This window comes from Klebsiella sp. C239 (assembly GCF_048822715.1).
In the GTDB taxonomy this organism is placed as follows: Bacteria; Pseudomonadota; Gammaproteobacteria; order Enterobacterales; family Enterobacteriaceae; genus Klebsiella; species Klebsiella quasipneumoniae.
On the sequence record NZ_JBMEZK010000003.1, the window covers coordinates 647,036 to 662,566 of the forward strand.

The following is a 15,531-nucleotide window of genomic DNA, read 5'->3' on the forward strand; positions in this document are numbered from 1 at the left end:
AAAGATTGCCCGGCGGCGGCGGCGCGCCTGAAAAATCCGTGTGTTAGATATTCATTAGTACGACTGATAAATAAAAAGTGTGAGGTATGCCCGATATTGCCCGCAGAGCAGGCAATCCGGGCTCAGGGGTTACGACTTGTCAGGATCTTCGTAGCGCCGCTTGGCATCCACGGCTTCCTGCTCGGTAGGATGTTCGCTGATCAGCGAATTGGGTTCAGGATAGTCCGCGCGAAGTTGATACCAGGTGACCGTCTGACCCTGCGGGCCTTTCTCTACCGCAACCACGCGCGCTTCTCTCGGATATGGGGGCCTGTTTGGCATAGTTCTTCCTTCTTCTGGTATCAGAACTATCAAGTATAGGCGCCCCTCGCCGCCTTAATGTAAGTAAATTCTTAACTTACCGGGGTGGCCGCCGCGCCGCACAGCATGGTCATAATCTGTTCCACCACCCGATCCGGGGCGGCCGTAGCATCGACAATATGATGGGCAGCGTCACGGTATAACGCTTCACGCTGCGCCAGCACCTCGCCCACTTCCTCACGCACCGGTTTCCCGGTGAGCGTCGGCCGCTGTTCGGCTTTCGGGTAGGCTTCCAGACGGTCAATCAGCGCCGATACCGACGCCTGCAGATAGATCACCACGCCGTTCTCCCGCATAAACTGGCGGTTACATTCCGCAAGGATGATGCCGCCGCCGGTGGCGATCACCGTATTCGGCAGGGTTACGGCCTTCAGCGACAGGGTCTCCAGCTCGCGAAAGCGCGCCCATCCTTCCGCCTGCACGATCTCCGCCACCGTCCGCTGCTCATGAGCCTGCAGCCGATGATCGGTATCGGAGAACTGAAAATGCCGCGCTCGCGCCAGCGCATGGCCGACGGTGGTTTTACCGCAGCCGCGTGGCCCGATGAGAAAGATTGGCTGTGTCATAACCGAAGACCCCCTGGTTCCGTCTGTCGCAAAAAAAGGAAAACGAAAGAACGTATTATCGCTGTCTGTTCCGCAACGCATACGTAAAGAAAACGTTACACAACTTCTTTACACCCCATCACCACAGTGAGACAAGGGGTTCTTGATGTAAACTTATCATTGCATGTACTGTTTAACCAGCTTTACTTTCCGCCGGGCGTTATTTTTTATCCGCTGCTGGCGTAAACGGTAACACATTTATGCATAGCTTTACGAAGCAACATATTTACAACATCGTGTTTCAGACGCACCCTGATGCCTATTCGACAGTGTGACAGAGGAATGTAACATGCAATCTGAAGAACAACGCCTTATTGATGGACTGTTTTCCCGGCTGAAAGAGGCTGAGGCGCACAGTGCATCGCGCGATGCCAGCGCCGAGGAGCGGATTGCCCAACACGTGAGCGCGCAGCCGGCGGCCCCCTACTATATGGCGCAAACCATTCTTATCCAGGAAGCCGCGATTAAACAGCTCAACGATCGCATCCAGGCGCTGGAGAGCCAGGTCAGCCAGCTGCAGGCGGCGAAGCCCAGCAGCGGCGGATTCCTCTCCGGCCTGTTTGGCGGCGGCGGCTCGTCACGCGGTTCTGACCCGATCCCGGGCGCGGAGCAATACGGTCGCCCGCAGGCCAGCGCGCAGCCGCAGTATGCCCCACAGCAGCAGCAGAGCTATGCCCCGCAGGCTGCCGCACGCGGCGGCGGCTTTATGGCAGGCGCGCTGCAAACGGCCGCAGGCGTAGCGGGCGGCGTGGTGCTGGGCAATATGCTGACCAATATGTTCAGCGGCTCGCACCCGCAGGAGATTGTTAATATCATCGAAGAGAAGCCGCAGCCTGATGCCGCCGCGCAGGACGCCGCCGCAGGTGACGATCCGTTCCGTCAGGGAGACGATCAGTTCCTTGCCGACAACACCTGGAACGACGACTTCGACGCCGGCTTTGGCGATGATGATATCGGCAGCGATGACGACAGCTGGGTTTAACCCTGCTGACGTTTAACCGCCAGCAACCACTTCTCCAGCTCGGCGGCAAACTGTTGCCGATCGCGCTGCGATAAACTATCCGGGCCGCCGGTCTGAACGCCGCTGGCCCGTAATGTCTCCATAAAATCCCGCATCGTCAGCCGCTCGCGGATCGTCGCCTCGCTGTAGCGCTCTCCGCGCGGATTGAGCGCCGCCCCGCCCTTCGCCAGCACCTCCGCCGCCAGCGGAATATCGGCGGTGATCACTAAATCCCCCGCCGCGCACTGACGGACGATTTCGTTATCCGCCACGTCAAAACCCTGCTCAACCCGCAGGGTGCGGATGAAACGCGACGGCGGTACGCGCAGCGGCTGGTTCGCCACCAGCGTCAGCGGCGTCTGGGTCCGCTCTGCCGCGCGGAACAATATCTCTTTAATCACGTTCGGACACGCGTCTGCATCCACCCAAATGGCCATGCCAGCTCCTGTTACCTGCAATAAGTGCCGCCAATGTTACCTGCTTTTCTCCCCCATGAAAGCGCCAGGATGATAAGCTAATCAGATCGTAACGAAAAAAGCAGAGGGGAATGGTGATGGATAAGAAAATTGGCTTTATCGGCTGCGGCAATATGGGTAAGGCCATTCTGGGTGGACTGATCGCCAGCGGCCAGGTACAGCCGGGACAAATCTGGGTCTACACCCCGTCGCCGGACAAGGTTGCGGCTCTGCGCGACCAGTACGGCATCAACGCCGCCGATAGCGCCCAGGAAGTGGCGCAGATTGCCGATATCGTCTTCGGCGCGGTGAAGCCGGGGATCATGACCAAAGTGCTGGGCGATATCGCCTCCAGCCTGAATAAAGAGTCTCTGGTGGTCTCTATCGCCGCCGGCGTCACGCTTGACCAGCTGGCGCGCGCGCTCGGCCACGATCGCAAAATTATTCGCGCGATGCCCAATACGCCGTCGCTGGTTAACGCCGGCATGACCTCCGTTACGCCAAATGCGCTGGTGAGCAGCGAAGATGTGGCCGAAGTGCTGACCATTTTCCGCTGCTTTGGCCAGGCGGAGCAAATTGCCGAACCGATGATCCATCCGGTGGTCGGCGTTAGCGGCTCGGCGCCGGCCTATGTCTTTATGTTTATCGAAGCGATGGCCGATGCCGCCGTGCTCGGCGGAATGCCGCGCGCTCAGGCTTACAAATTCGCCGCTCAGGCGGTGATGGGCTCCGCCAAAATGGTGCTGGAGAGCGGTGAGCATCCGGGGGCGCTGAAAGATATGGTCTGCTCTCCTGGCGGGACCACCATCGAAGCCGTGCGCGTGCTGGAAGAGAAAGGCTTCCGCTCCGCGGTGATCGAAGCCATCACCCAGTGCATGGAAAAATCTGAGAAACTGAGCCGCTCCTGAAGCTGAGCAGGCGGGCTGCAAGCCCTGAGAGGTCAAAGAACAAGGGAGCGCGCGAGCGCTCCCTTTTTTTCAGGCTTTCTTCAGGCAGCTACTCATGAAGGTGTTGCGTTCATCGCCCTTCAGTGATTTTGCCGAAGCCGCTTTGTTGCAGTCGCTCATCTTCTGCTGCTGAGGCGTGAGGGTCTTTCCTTGCGGCGTGGTGGTCTCTTTTTTCAGGCACTGGCTCATAAAGGTTTTGCGCTCATCCCCCTTCAGCGCCTTGGCTGACGCTTGCTGATTGCAGTCCGTCATCTTTTGCTGCTGGGGAGTAGGCGTTTTTTCTGCCGCGCCAACCGCGCTGATAAAGATCAAGCCAAACAGTAGGGTCATCAGTAAGGTTATTTTCATCGCACCATCCTTCTGTGAGTGGAACGTTGTAAGTCTGGACGCAGATAGAAAAAAAACCAGCCGGTGACGCGAATTCGCCACCGGCAGCGACTTATTTGAGACTCAGGGCCGCTTTCATGGTCGAGAAGAGGTCGGTCTGGTCGGTCAGGCCGACGACGTTAGCCGCATGCGGACCGTAGGCCGCAATGCGCAGCTGGGTGCCGGTGTGCTCCATCGACTCTTCCTCGGAGTTACCGTAACTCATCACCATCACCGCGCCATCGTGCGTGTTCAGGGCCTGGGTCAGCCCCGGGGCTTTGCTATCCGCCGGGATAATCTGGCTGGCGTGCGCATGGTCGGCGGTGACGATCACCAGGGTATTGCCGTCTTTTTTGGCAAATTCCAGCGCCTTCTGCACCGCCTCGTCGAGGTCCACGGTTTCGCCGATCTGGCCGCACGGATTCGCCGCATGATCCTGCTTATCGATGGAGGCGCCTTCCACCTGCAGGAAGAAGCCTTTCTCGTTGCGGCTCAGCAGGTCAATCGCTTTCTCCGTCATCTGCGCCAGCGTCGGCACCGAGGCGTCGCGCTTCGGGTTTGGCGTACAGGTCACCGGCGGCTTATCGATATTACCGTGATAAGACGCCTTCGGCCCTTCCCAGCGTACCGGCATATTGCCGTCGGCGAAGAGTCCCAGCAGCGGTTTATCCTGGCTGGCTGCCGTCGCGGCGGCAAGAGAGGCCGCGTCGGTCACAATCTGGTAGCCGCGCGCTTCCGCCTGCTCGCGCAGGGTTTTGCCCTGCCACTCGCCCGCCGTCGCCGTTTCGGCAAAGGTCTTCGCGCCGCCGCCCAGGGTGACATCCGGCCGGGCGTTCAGCAGCTGTTCGGTAATGGAGCCTTTGCCCCCTTTCTCCAGCGCATTGCTGGGGCATTTTTCGCTGGTGACCGTGGGGCCGTAGCATTTACGCGATGTCACATGCGCCACCAGCGCCGCGGGGGTGGCGTCCTGCAGCTCGGCGGTAGAAACGTTGCCGGTGGCCAGGCCCGCCGCTTTCGCCAGCTCGAGGATGGTCTGATGCGCGTTCTCATGAATATCGACGCCCAGCGCGCCGTTATAGGTCTTCACGCCGGTGGTCCAGGCGGTGGCGGAGGCCGCCGAGTCGGTGACGTAGTCCGGTTTACCGGTTTTTTTATCCAGCGAATAGTGCGTGTACTGCCCGGTTAACGGCAGGGCGTCAATGCCTTTAAAGAAACCGCCCGCCCCTTCCGCATAATTTCGCGCAGCGGTAATTTCAGAATCACCCATGCCATCGCCAATCAGCAAAATAACGTTTTTGGCCGGCTTATTGATTATCGAGGCGCGCAGCGCTTCGGTTTGATCGCCCGTTAAACGACGCGCGCCGCCGGGAGTGGTGATATCTCCCTGGGCAGCGCGATTTTCCAGAACCGGCGCGGCAGTAGTTTCCGCATGAATAACCGGCGAGCCCAGCAGAGGCAGCAGGGCAATAAACAGGGCGCTTAATTTCACTTTTGTCATCTCCATGTAAAAAATACTAAAAAAAACAAAACGTGGGAGACTTTATAAAAGGGAGATGACAGAAAAATGACGGCATCCTTGTCGCGTCGCAAAGATTAGCTACGAGGATGCCGCAACAGCTTCTTTAGATATTGCTGCAGCAGGATGGCATCCTGGTCGTTGACCGGCGGACAGGGCGTCACCTGGTCTATCGCCTGCTCAATATCCTGAATCAATGCCTGCTGGGCATCATGCTCCATATGGCGCAATAATGCGGTGACCACGATCTCCAGCGCTTCAACCTGCACCGTCAGTTCCTTTGCTTCTTCTTCTTTTTGCGCCAGTTTAACCAGTAACTCAGCAATGAGATTCTTCATAGCACCAGTTCCTTATGCGAGGTCTGTTTTTCGATTGAGATGTCATACCCGATGACGGACCTCAGAATTACTTAAAATAAGAATCGTCGCAACACCCAATATACAGCGAAACGTTTTACCACAACAAAATACCACTATAAATAGTATTGTTTAATCATGAGCGGCGCTGTTTATAACCAAAGTACGTCGGAAATAATAAAACGGAATAGCGCTCACGCCATGGCGATAACAAAAAGTAATGATAAATCTACTGTCGGTGAAAAACGCTGACGGTATGGCGTTAAATACCGTCAGCCGAGGTTCAGGCCTTCGCCCGGCGGGTGCGGCGCAGCATCCATGCCAGCTGCCAGAGGTTGATGAAGACGATAATGGCGGTGGCAATAAATACCCAGCGGAAGCCGGCCATCGCCGATACGGAGGCGCCAATCAGCGGCCCGGCGACGTTGCCCAGATACATAAACGACTGGTTATAGCCAAAGATGCGCCCGGTGACGCTGTCGCTGCTGTATTTCAGCAGCAGGGTCTGCACCGCCGGAAGCATCGCGCCATCGGCAAAGCCGAGCAGAAAACGTAGCGTCCCCAGCTGCAGCGGGGTGGTGACAAAGGACATGGCGAAGAACATCACCACCGCGCAACAGAGCGTCGCCAGCAGGATCCGCGAAGTGCCGATGCGGTCGCCAAGCTTACCCAGCCGTGGGGCAGAGATCAGCGCCGACACCCCGGGCACCGCGGCGATCATCCCGGCCAGAAAAGCGATATTGTTGCTGTCCGGCGCCATCGACTTGATAAACAGCGCCAGGATCGGGCCAATTGAGCCGTTGCACAACTGGATCACCAGGGTGGTGAAAAAGAGGCTGATCACCAGCCCCGGATAGGGCAAGGAGGCAAAGACCTGTTTCCCGGTGAGACGATCGGTTTTGCTGACCGGCGGGCGGCCCCCCTCTTTGATCAGAAACAGGGTGACCAGAAAACTGATGGTCAGCAGGATCGCCGTAATAAAAAAGACCATCCGCAGCCCGACGTGGTCCGCCAGGAAACCGCCCAGCAGCGGGCCGCCGATCACCCCGCTGATTTGCGCCGTCGACAGGGTGCTCAGGGCCCAGCCGCTACGCTCGCGCGGCACCTGGGAGGCCACCAGCGCCATGGCGTTGGGGATATAACCGGAGGTTAAGCCCATGATCGCCCGCAGGATAAACAACTGCCAGACGTTGGTGGCGAAGGCCTGGAGTAAAATGGCGATCGCCATTCCCAGCGAGGCGCGCAGCAGCATCAGCTTGCGGCCTTTGCGGTCCGCGAGGCTCCCCCACATCGGCGAGACGATCGCCGAGACCAGGAAGGTGACGCTGAAGGTCAGTCCCGACCACATCGACAGCGCTTCATGCGAGGTGACGCCCAGCTGGGAGACGTAGAGGGGTAAAAAGGGGAGAATTTGACTGATCGCCAGGCCGGTAAAAAAGCACCCAAACCAGACGGAGATGAGATTAACCTTCCAGGATTCCATAACTACGCGTATTCATTAATGATTTGCCAATTATTATCTAGCTTAGCAATTTCATTCCACTGGTGTACTACCATAGATGCGCTGGCGGTGAGTTTGGTGTTTTATGAATGCGCATGAGAGGCGGACGAAGTATTTTCTGGTCATTCAGGCTGCTCACAGGGCTTTATGCTCAAAAGCAGAAGCCCTGCCCGCGCATCCCAAAGTGAAAATGGTTGGCGTGCGCCGCGTTGTACTCCGGCCCCAGCGCGTTGCCGAAGTAAGGGCAGCTGTTGCTCAACAGCGCTGCCAGCCAGGGGTGAGAGTGCTCGCTGCGCCAGCCCTGCAGGACACTGATGCGTCTGCCATCCGTCAGGCGGAAGCCGCTGACATCAAGGGCATCCGCCGTCGCGTGTTCACTGCGCCGCGCCTGTTCCCGATGGTAGATATTACGGCAGGCGAAGCTGCCGAGATGATCGATCTGGCGCAGATCGCTGGCCATCAGCTGACGGGTCAGCGGCTTCGCCTGCTGTTCGACGTACAGCGCGCTGCTGAGCGCCAGCGGGCAGCTGGCGAGGAAACTGCTGCTCAGCTGCACCGAGCCAAAATTAGCCACCCGCACCACGTTACGCAGCGGGCAGGCGCCCTCGCTGTCGGCCACCGGCTGGCTGGCGATGAGCCGCCGGCGGTTGGCCTCCGCCAGCAGAGAGGCGCACTGGTCGGCCGTCAGGCTGCGCAACTTGAACGACGTCAGCCAGCCCGGGGGATCGTCAAGGGCCAGCGGCGCCAGCGGATTCAGGTGTGGCGGCAGATAGCGATATCCCACCAGGCCCGCGCCGAGCAGCCCGGCCAGCACCAGCAGCGTCTTTCCTCTCACGCCCGCTCCCGTCAATTGATCAGGTAAATATTATGGCAGGCAGGCGGCGGTTTCACATGGTATGTTATGCCCTTTGATGTAATCTGGATGGAAGTTGAAATGGCAAAGATGAGGGTTGGGATCGTTTTTGGCGGTAAGTCGGCAGAGCATGAAGTGTCGCTGCAGTCAGCGAAGAATATCGTGGAAGCGATTGATAAATCACGCTTCGATGTGGTTCTGTTGGGGATTGATAAACAGGGACTATGGCACATCAACGACGCCGGCAACTACCTGCTCAATGCTCAGGATCCTGCCCGCATCGCCCTGCGCCCTTCAACGGTGACCCTGGCGCAGATCCCGGGCCGTGAAGCGCAGCAGCTGATTAACGCCGAAAGCGGCCAGCCGCTGGCGGCCATCGATGTGATTTTCCCCATTGTCCACGGCACGCTGGGCGAAGACGGCTCCCTGCAGGGGATGCTGCGCATGGCCAATCTGCCTTTCGTCGGATCCGATGTGCTGGGCTCTGCGGCCTGTATGGACAAAGATGTGACCAAACGCCTGCTGCGCGACGCCGGGCTCGCCGTCGCGCCGTTTATCACCCTGACCCGCGCCAACCGCGCGCAGTTTAACTTTGCCGATGTCGAAGCGAAGCTGGGCCTGCCGCTGTTCGTTAAGCCGGCCAACCAGGGATCGTCGGTTGGCGTCAGCAAAGTTAAAAACGAAGAGCAGTACCATCAGGCGGTGGCCCTGGCCTTTGAATTTGACCATAAAGTGGTGGTAGAGCAAGGCATTCAAGGCCGGGAAATTGAGTGTGCGGTGCTGGGTAACGACCACCCGCAGGCCAGTACCTGCGGCGAAATTGTCCTCAACAGCGAGTTTTACGCTTACGACACCAAGTATATCGACGACCAGGGCGCGCAGGTGGTGGTCCCGGCCGCTATCGCCCCGGAGATCAACGACAAGATCCGCGCTATCGCGGTGCAGGCTTACCAGGCCCTGGGCTGCAGCGGCATGGCCCGCGTCGACGTCTTCCTCACCGCCGACAACGAGGTGGTGATCAACGAGATCAACACCCTGCCGGGCTTCACCAACATCAGCATGTATCCGAAGCTGTGGCAGGCCAGCGGCCTCGATTACACCAGTCTGATCACCCGCCTGATTGAGCTGGCGCTGGAGCGCCATGCCGCGGACCGGGCGCTGAAAACCTCCATGAACTAAAACGCGTTTACCCCGCCTGGCAGCGGCGGCCTCAGGCCTCTTCTGCCGGGCGGCGGCGGATCACAAAGCCCGCGATCCAGAAGCTTATCACCCAGGTGACCAGACCGACGGCGTAAGATTGCCAGCCCTGCGTCTCAAACCCCAGCAGCCCCACCACGCCATTTAGAATAAAAATTAACCCCAGCGCCACCGCGTAGTAGTGCCAGTCGCGGCGAATTTTATCAGTGAGCTTCATGCGGCCTCCAACAGCAAAAAACGCATCTTCGCATAGCCGCCCGCGGCGGTCTGTAGCGATATGGAGAATGTTGCTGGATTGCGACGCCGGTCTCCCTTTTCCCTTCCTGTGGCGCGGTTAACACAACGGCGAAAACAGGATTATTCCTGGAGGGCAATTACCAGCAATCTGATACTGGCGACGGCGTCGCACTGCCAGAATACCTGCCATAGAGCTGGAGAAAAAACCAGCAGTACAGAGGTGGGAGGGCCTATGGCTGAATTCAGTTTTTCAAAATCGCTTTTGGGAAATAAAAAAAGAGGGGCGCTGACCGGCAGCCATGTCGCTTACGGACTGTTCGTCCTGATCTGCTGCTGGGCCGGCGCGCAGATGCTCAGCATGCTGATCCACGCCCCGGGAGTCTTTGAGCGCCTGATGCAGGCCCAGGACGCCAGCCGTCCACAGGTCGACATCAGCCTCGCCGTTGGCACCCTCTTTGGCCTGATCCCTTTTCTGATCGGCTGCTCGTTCATCGGGCTGCTGGCGCTCATTGTGCGCTGGCGTCGGCGCCGTTAACGCCGCGCCATACAGCTTGCCCGCCGCTCATCGACCCGTTTCGCAAACCACGCCGTCGTCAGATTACGGGTGATTTTCGGACTCTCAAGCTGGATCCCCGGCAACATCTCCCGCGGCAGGGTTTTGCCCGCTTTTTTATCCGCGAGGCGGAAAACCTGTTGATAGAGATCGGTCTTCTCAAACGCCAGGCTGTCGCCCTTTTTCAGCTGGCTATGGATCTCGCTGTCGCTCATCCCCAGCTGGCCCGCCAGGCGGCGCACCGCCAGCTCGGTGCTCCCCGGCTCATCGCTGTCATAGCGGATAAGGTCGCCGTCGAGCGCCAGTTTCACCCCGCTGGCTTTCACCACCGCGTTCTGGAAGGCGGCGTTACGGCTGGCATACCAGCCGGCGTTAAAGTCGGCAAAACGGTACAGCGGCACGCTGTAGCTGGCCGGGTAGTTCAGCAGATGATAGGTGCCAAACCACAGGCCGCCGCGCAGGCTGAAGACCTCCTGGCGCACCGTACCGTTCATTTTCCACGGGTAGCCGGAGGTGTGCTGCTCGGCAAAGGCGATGCTGACCTGCATTGGGCCGCCGGTGTGCACCGGGTTCAGGGAGCCGAACAGCTTCTGCCCCATCGGCACCATCCCGATAAAGTCATCAAAAATAGCGCTCAGCTGCTTTTCCGTCTTCACGTTGTCCAGACGGTCGCTGTAGCTTTTGCCGTTTGGCGAGGTGATCTTCAGCGCGGTATGGACCAGAAACAGCGGAATGTGCATTTTTTCCGCCCGGCGGTCGATCTCCTGCCAGGCGATTTTATTCAGCCCCGGCACCACCGGGTCGGACTGATAATTGGACTCCTGCTGCGCGACCGCCAGCACCGAGCAGACGTTCTCTTCCGTCGGCGCCAGCTTCTGGCTGTCAAAGGCGGTGGCGATGGCTTGCGCCCAGGCCTCCCGATCCTTGACGCTGGCGGGCATTTTCTGCCGCACCACCGACGCCACGTCAACGGGCTTCTCGCCCTCTTTCAACACCGGCGCCTGTTGGCTGGTACAGGCGCTTAGCACCACGGCCGCCAGCAGCGTCAATGAACCGGGTATAATGCGCGATAAACGTGCGGCCATCCTGCTTCCTTGTCTTGATTAACGTAATGTCGGGATCGCTTCCTGCAGCGGCTTGCCGTCCAGTTCGCGCTCAAAGCTGCGCAGACGTTTGTAGATGGACATCAGTTCCACCAGCGTCGTCCACGAGCTGATCAGGTACTGGAACGAACCGCGCACCTGGCCGAAAACGTTGGTAATTTGCGTCATCAGCCCGAGGGTAATCGTACCGGCAACGATCGACGGAAACAGCAGGAAAAGGCCGAAAACGTTATCCACCTGCAGATAGAGAATGCGGGCGATATTGAAATACATATAGTGGAAATAGAGACGGAAATAGTTGCGACGCACCGCGCTGAACAGCTCGCGCACCGTCGGCGGCGTGGCGCGGGTTTCATCGTCCTCGCCGTAGACCAGCTCTTTACGATAGGCCGCTTCCACGCGCTGGTTTTTAAACTCCAGACCCGGCAGCTTAATCCCCACCACCGCCAGCAGGCCGGTCCCCATCAGCGACCAGACGATCGCGGCAATCACCAGGCCATACGGCAAGTGACCGACGATGGGCAGGTCGGGAACGTGTTGCGAGAGCGTCACCAGCACCGGCAGGAAGGCGATCAGGGTCATCACCGCGTTGATAAAGCTCACGCCCATATCCTCCAGGGTGGAGGCAAAGCGCATGGTGTCTTCCTGCACACGCTGCGCGGCGCCTTCGATATGGCGCAGATGCTGCCAGTGGGCCATGTAGTGTTCGTTCATCGCCGTGCGCCAGCGGAAGACGTAGTGGCTGACGAAAAAGTTGTTCATCACGCCGATGATCACCGCGATGAGCGCGATGCCGAGAAAGATGCCGATCTCATGATAAAACTGGTTGATGCTGACCTTATGCGGGGTGGCCAGCGCGCTCTGGATCAGGTCATAGAACGGCGCATACCAGGCGTTGATCGCCACCCCCACTTCCACCAGAAACCAGGTGACGAAGATGATGAGCGACGTGCCGAGAATCGACCAGTACTGCCAGCGATGCGGGCAGTAGACAAACCAGAACAGCGCAAACACGCCGACGCAAAACAGATAGTAAGCGTAGAACACCAGATAGTTGAGCGACCAGAAGCGCGCCGCGCTGATCGCCACATCCTGCGATGCCCCGGTGACCCGCAGCAGCCAGTCGCCGCCGCCCGCCTGCCAAAAGATCACCGCCAGCAGCGACCAGATAAAGGCAGAAATAAAAAACGGCCCCGGTTTGGGGAAAAAAGATTTAAACATCATTGTCTCCTGCTAACTTCTTATCGTTCTGCTATTGCTGTATACGACGCATACGTCGGCCGCCGCGTGAAAGCGTTCTCGCGGGGCAGACGGATGATAAGACCGGATATCAACAGCTTAGTTCTGCTGCCAGGCGTGCAGAATTGTTTCTGTGGGTTTCACCTGTAAAGGATTGCCAGGAACGGTCAGCGTACGCCACACCTCATTGTAGTGGGCGATGAGCGTCGCGGCCTGCGCGGCGGGGCGGTTGGCGGTGGTGTGGGCATCCTCCGCGATAACAATGCCGTATCCGCGGCTGGCGCCGTTTTTAATGGTGGTGTCGAGGCAGTAGTCGGTGGCGCAACCGCAGATGACAAACTGCTGAATGTCGTGTTCCCGCAGCACCTGCTCCAGCGAGGTGTGGTAGAAGGCGTCGCAGGCGGTTTTAGTGACATAGAGCGCGCCGGCCGGCTGTTCCAGCTCAGGGAGCAGGGCGAAGCCTTCGCTGCCGGCTTCGAGGCCGCCGGCCTCATCATGTTGAATAAAAATGACCTTATCCGCCGCGCGCACCAGACGATTAATTTGCGCGACGCAGCGCTCGCGCGCCAGACGCGGCGTGGCGAACACGCCGTTTTGCATATCCACGACCATCACTACCCGTTGAGCCGCCATTGTTTTCTCCCGCGAACCTTCAGCCAAACGGTCATCATACGCGCCGGCGAAAAAAGCCGATATCCGAAAGCGTAAAAAAGTCTTTTTTACGCACCGTTACCTTTTTCCTGCAGGAATGTCGTGAATCCCGCTTTGTTCTGCGCCACTTCGTAGTATAAATACCCTCTTCTCTTTTATTTATTTAATGGATGATTTCCGTTGAAACGTAGTTTGCTCATTTTTGCTGCGCTGTGCGCGGCGTCGTGGACCTCGGCGCAGGCCGCACAGCCCACCGTTGACCCGGTTTTCGCCTCGGATGTGGTCGATCGTTACGCCAATCATATCTACTACGGCAGCGGCGCCACCGGCATGGCGCTGGTGGTGATCGATGGCAATCAGCGCGTGTTTCGCAGCTTTGGCGAAACTCGCCCCGGGAATAATCAGCACCCGCAGCTCGACTCGGTGATCCGTATCGCCTCCCTCAGCAAACTGATGACCAGCGAGATGCTGGTGAAGCTGCTCGACCAGGGGGTGGTGAAACTCGACGATCCGCTGAGCAAATACGCCCCGCCGGGCGCTCGGGTGCCTGACTGGCAGGGAAAACCGATCACCCTGGTGAATCTCGCGACCCATACCAGCGCCCTGCCGCGCGAACAGCCTGGCGGCGCCGCCCATCGCCCGGTGTTTGTCTGGCCGACCCGCCAGCAGCGCTGGAGCTGGCTCTCTACCGCGACCCTGAAGACCGCGCCGGGCTCGCAGGCGGCCTACTCCAACCTGGCCTTCGATTTGCTGGCGGACGCGCTCTCCACCGCCGCCGGCAAACCTTATCCGCAGCTATTTGAAGAGCAGATCACCCGACCGCTGGGGATGAAGGACACCACCTTTACCCCGTCGCCGGACCAGTGCCAGCGGCTGATGATCCCGGAAAAAGGCGCCAGCCCGTGCAACAACACCCTGGCGGCGATCGGCAGCGGCGGAGTCTACTCGACGCCGGGGGATATGATGCGCTGGATGCAGCAGTTCCTGTCATCCGATTTCTATACCCGCGGCCAGCAGGCCGACCGGATGCAGACGCTGATTTATCAGCGTAACCAGCTGACCCGGGTGATCGGTATGGACGTGCCGGGCCGCGCCGACGCGCTGGGGCTTGGCTGGGTGTATATGAAGCCGAAGAATGGCCATCCGGGGATTATTCAGAAAACCGGCGGCGGCGGCGGGTTTATCACCTATATGGCGATGAATCCGCAGGCTAACGTCGGCGCCTTTGTGGTGGTAACCCGCTCGCCGTTAACCCGCTTCAACAATATGAGCGATGGCATCAACGACCTGGTCAGCGAGCTGAGCGGCGCGCAGCCCAACATGCAGACGGCCAGCCAGTAAGCCCGGGGGAGGTTTCGCCGATGCGACATAACGATCGTTTTGGCGAAACATCCCGCTGCCATTTCAGTTACACTACCGTCTTTCATTTCACAAAATCAGGCAAACCATGACAGATTTAATCACTCGCCCCCGCCGCCTGCGTCAATCCGCTGCGCTGCGCGCCCTGTTTGAAGAGACAACACTGAGTTTGAACGACCTGGTGTTGCCGATCTTTGTTGAAGAAGAAATTGATGATTACAAAGCGATCGAGGCCATGCCCGGCGTGATGCGCATTCCGGAAAAATATCTGGCGCGCGAGATCGAACGCATCGCCAATGCCGGCATTCGCTCGGTGATGACCTTTGGCATTTCTCATCACACTGACGCCACCGGCAGCGATACCTGGAATGAAAATGGTCTGGTGGCGCGTATGTCGCGGATCTGTAAGTCTACGGTGCCGGAGATGATCGTCATGTCCGATACCTGCTTCTGCGAATACACCTCCCACGGCCACTGTGGCGTGCTGTGCGACCACGGGGTGGACAACGACGCGACCCTGGAAAACCTCGGCAAACAGGCCGTTGTCGCCGCCGCCGCCGGCGCGGACTTCATCGCCCCTTCCGCCGCGATGGATGGTCAGGTGCAGGCGATTCGCCGCTCGCTGGACGCTGCCGGCTTCACCAATACGGCGATCATGTCCTACTCGACCAAGTTCGCGTCTTCCTTCTACGGCCCGTTCCGCGAAGCGGCCGGTACCGCGCTGAAGGGCGATCGTAAAACCTATCAGATGAGCCCGATGAACCGCCGGGAAGCCATTCGCGAGTCGCTGCTCGATGAAGCCCAGGGCGCCGACTGCCTGATGGTGAAACCGGCTGGCGCCTACCTGGATATTCTGCGCGATATCCGCGAGCGCAGCGATCTGCCGCTCGGCGCGTATCAGGTCAGCGGGGAGTACGCGATGATCAAATTCGCCGCCCAGGCGGGCGCTATCGATGAAGAGAAAGTGGTTCTGGAAAGCCTTGGCGCGATCAAACGCGCGGGCGCCGACCTGATCTTCAGCTATTTCGCCCTCGACCTGGCCGAGAAAAAAATCCTCCGTTAAGCCTCCCTCTCCCCGGTGGCGCTGCGCTTACCGGGGCTACCAAACCTCATCCCCGGTGCGCTGTATTTATCGCGACCACCACACCGTAGCCCGGATAAGGCGCTTGCGCCGCTATCCGGGGACAGGCGCTAACCAATATCTGTAGCTAAAACTTTGCGCGCCGCTTTCCA

The 15,531-nt window shown here is 59.0% G+C and carries 18 protein-coding genes; 6 read left to right on the top strand and 12 right to left on the bottom strand.

Features of this window, described 5'->3' with window-relative positions; genetic code table 11:
* Nucleotides 1-129 precede the first annotated feature (129 nt).
* A complete protein-coding gene (locus ACOI6Z_RS11970) occupies nucleotides 130-321 on the bottom strand; it encodes a YaiA family protein (protein WP_008805350.1) in 192 nt (63 codons plus the stop codon).
* A 71-nt stretch (nucleotides 322-392) separates the two neighbouring features.
* Nucleotides 393-926 (bottom strand): shikimate kinase AroL, encoded by a 534-nt coding sequence (aroL, locus tag ACOI6Z_RS11975; RefSeq protein WP_023288577.1) that lies wholly within the window; start codon nucleotides 924-926, stop codon nucleotides 393-395.
* Nucleotides 927-1,254: 328 nt separating this feature from the next.
* Between aroL and ACOI6Z_RS11980 the strand changes: the two genes are divergently transcribed.
* The gene (locus tag ACOI6Z_RS11980; RefSeq protein ID WP_023288576.1) at nucleotides 1,255-1,947 is read left to right on the top strand and encodes a DUF2076 domain-containing protein; all 693 of its coding nucleotides are present in this window, start codon (nucleotides 1,255-1,257) and stop codon (nucleotides 1,945-1,947) included.
* Here ACOI6Z_RS11980 and ACOI6Z_RS11985 read toward each other — a convergent pair.
* Entirely contained in the window at nucleotides 1,944-2,402 is a 459-nt protein-coding gene (locus ACOI6Z_RS11985) for a YaiI/YqxD family protein (RefSeq protein ID WP_004204870.1), read from the bottom strand. The genes ACOI6Z_RS11980 and ACOI6Z_RS11985 overlap by 4 nt on opposite strands.
* A gap of 116 nt (nucleotides 2,403-2,518) precedes the next feature.
* On the opposite strand from ACOI6Z_RS11985, the gene proC reads away from it, so the two are divergent.
* Nucleotides 2,519-3,328 (top strand): pyrroline-5-carboxylate reductase, encoded by an 810-nt coding sequence (proC, locus tag ACOI6Z_RS11990; protein WP_023288574.1) that lies wholly within the window; start codon nucleotides 2,519-2,521, stop codon nucleotides 3,326-3,328.
* Nucleotides 3,329-3,397: 69 nt separating this feature from the next.
* Here proC and psiF read toward each other — a convergent pair whose 3' ends face one another.
* The 5 genes from psiF to ACOI6Z_RS12015 all read right to left on the bottom strand — a co-directional run bounded on the left by psiF (nucleotide 3,398) and on the right by ACOI6Z_RS12015 (nucleotide 7,941).
* A complete protein-coding gene (gene psiF, locus ACOI6Z_RS11995; RefSeq protein WP_023288573.1) occupies nucleotides 3,398-3,715 on the bottom strand; it encodes a phosphate starvation-inducible protein PsiF in 318 nt (105 codons plus the stop codon).
* 91 nt (nucleotides 3,716-3,806) lie between these two features.
* On the bottom strand, nucleotides 3,807-5,237 hold the full coding sequence (phoA, locus tag ACOI6Z_RS12000) for an alkaline phosphatase (protein ID WP_032428614.1): 1,431 nt from the start codon (nucleotides 5,235-5,237) through the stop codon (nucleotides 3,807-3,809).
* An 89-nt stretch (nucleotides 5,238-5,326) separates the two neighbouring features.
* Nucleotides 5,327-5,587, bottom strand: coding sequence for an anti-adapter protein IraP (gene iraP / locus ACOI6Z_RS12005; protein ID WP_004204875.1), 261 nt, complete (start codon nucleotides 5,585-5,587; stop codon nucleotides 5,327-5,329).
* Nucleotides 5,588-5,888: 301 nt separating this feature from the next.
* Entirely contained in the window at nucleotides 5,889-7,088 is a 1,200-nt protein-coding gene (locus ACOI6Z_RS12010) for a multidrug efflux MFS transporter (protein ID WP_023288571.1), read from the bottom strand.
* A 169-nt stretch (nucleotides 7,089-7,257) separates the two neighbouring features.
* A complete protein-coding gene (locus ACOI6Z_RS12015) occupies nucleotides 7,258-7,941 on the bottom strand; it encodes an extensin family protein (RefSeq protein ID WP_065812702.1) in 684 nt (227 codons plus the stop codon).
* A gap of 99 nt (nucleotides 7,942-8,040) precedes the next feature.
* Between ACOI6Z_RS12015 and ddlA the strand changes: the two genes are divergently transcribed.
* Nucleotides 8,041-9,138 carry a D-alanine--D-alanine ligase gene (gene ddlA, locus ACOI6Z_RS12020; protein ID WP_065812715.1) on the top strand — a complete coding sequence of 366 codons (1,098 nt, stop codon included), beginning with the start codon at nucleotides 8,041-8,043 and terminating at the stop codon, nucleotides 9,136-9,138.
* Nucleotides 9,139-9,169: 31 nt separating this feature from the next.
* Here ddlA and ACOI6Z_RS12025 read toward each other — a convergent pair whose 3' ends face one another.
* Nucleotides 9,170-9,373 carry a DUF2754 family protein gene (locus ACOI6Z_RS12025; protein ID WP_004204881.1) on the bottom strand — a complete coding sequence of 68 codons (204 nt, stop codon included), beginning with the start codon at nucleotides 9,371-9,373 and terminating at the stop codon, nucleotides 9,170-9,172.
* Nucleotides 9,374-9,625: 252 nt separating this feature from the next.
* On the opposite strand from ACOI6Z_RS12025, the gene ACOI6Z_RS12030 reads away from it, so the two are divergent.
* Nucleotides 9,626-9,928 carry a YaiY family protein gene (locus ACOI6Z_RS12030; protein ID WP_023288568.1) on the top strand — a complete coding sequence of 101 codons (303 nt, stop codon included), beginning with the start codon at nucleotides 9,626-9,628 and terminating at the stop codon, nucleotides 9,926-9,928.
* Here ACOI6Z_RS12030 and ACOI6Z_RS12035 read toward each other — a convergent pair.
* From ACOI6Z_RS12035 to ACOI6Z_RS12045, 3 genes are all read right to left on the bottom strand, one after another.
* Nucleotides 9,925-11,031 carry a DUF1615 domain-containing protein gene (locus tag ACOI6Z_RS12035; protein ID WP_017898945.1) on the bottom strand — a complete coding sequence of 369 codons (1,107 nt, stop codon included), beginning with the start codon at nucleotides 11,029-11,031 and terminating at the stop codon, nucleotides 9,925-9,927. The genes ACOI6Z_RS12030 and ACOI6Z_RS12035 overlap by 4 nt on opposite strands.
* An 18-nt stretch (nucleotides 11,032-11,049) precedes the next feature.
* The gene (gene sbmA / locus ACOI6Z_RS12040; protein ID WP_032453450.1) at nucleotides 11,050-12,270 is read right to left on the bottom strand and encodes a peptide antibiotic transporter SbmA; all 1,221 of its coding nucleotides are present in this window, start codon (nucleotides 12,268-12,270) and stop codon (nucleotides 11,050-11,052) included.
* A 117-nt stretch (nucleotides 12,271-12,387) separates the two neighbouring features.
* Nucleotides 12,388-12,900, bottom strand: a complete 513-nt coding sequence (locus ACOI6Z_RS12045) for an isochorismatase family protein (protein ID WP_072096510.1) — start codon at nucleotides 12,898-12,900, stop codon at nucleotides 12,388-12,390.
* A gap of 219 nt (nucleotides 12,901-13,119) precedes the next feature.
* Here ACOI6Z_RS12045 and ampH point away from each other — a divergent pair, with 219 nt between their 5' ends.
* Both ampH and hemB read left to right on the top strand, forming a co-directional pair.
* Nucleotides 13,120-14,280: a D-alanyl-D-alanine-carboxypeptidase/endopeptidase AmpH gene (ampH, locus tag ACOI6Z_RS12050; protein WP_044521218.1), complete on the top strand. Its 1,161-nt coding sequence runs from the start codon at nucleotides 13,120-13,122 to the stop codon at nucleotides 14,278-14,280.
* Between the two features lie 106 nt (nucleotides 14,281-14,386).
* Nucleotides 14,387-15,361: a porphobilinogen synthase gene (gene hemB / locus ACOI6Z_RS12055; protein WP_002890201.1), complete on the top strand. Its 975-nt coding sequence runs from the start codon at nucleotides 14,387-14,389 to the stop codon at nucleotides 15,359-15,361.
* The last annotated feature ends 170 nt before the right edge of the window (nucleotides 15,362-15,531 follow it).